1 protein-coding gene is annotated in these 328 nt (G+C 58.8%); it reads right to left on the reverse strand.

The genetic code is table 11. The annotated features are described in order from the left end of the window. A partial coding sequence (locus tag Q1A75_RS24140; protein WP_299641576.1) for a hypothetical protein occupies positions 1–328 on the reverse strand: 328 nt, incomplete at both ends.

Here is a 328-nt window from a genome sequence, read left to right on the forward strand (position 1 = left end):
TGACATCTGCAAGCTCCTGGCGAAGAGCCGCAACCGAAGGAACGGGAGTAGCGCTGGGAGCTGAGGGCAATTCCTTCAGCCGGCGCAACTCTTTCAAAACCTGCGTCATCACGAGGACGCGGTTACTCCGGCCGGGCACGGATCCCTTAAACGTCGGATTACCCTTGAATAGATCAATGACTTCTGAGGAGGGCATGCGCTCCAGCGCGACAATGACCTCACGCTTGCGTCGCCGGGCCTGGCCTGTCGTGCTCTCCTTCTCGGCGGGTTCGAAATCGACATAGGCCGCCTTCATGATCTCGGCGACTTCAGCCTTCGAAAGTGCCAA

Source organism: uncultured Tateyamaria sp. (assembly GCF_947504105.1).
Taxonomy (GTDB): Bacteria; Pseudomonadota; Alphaproteobacteria; order Rhodobacterales; family Rhodobacteraceae; genus Tateyamaria.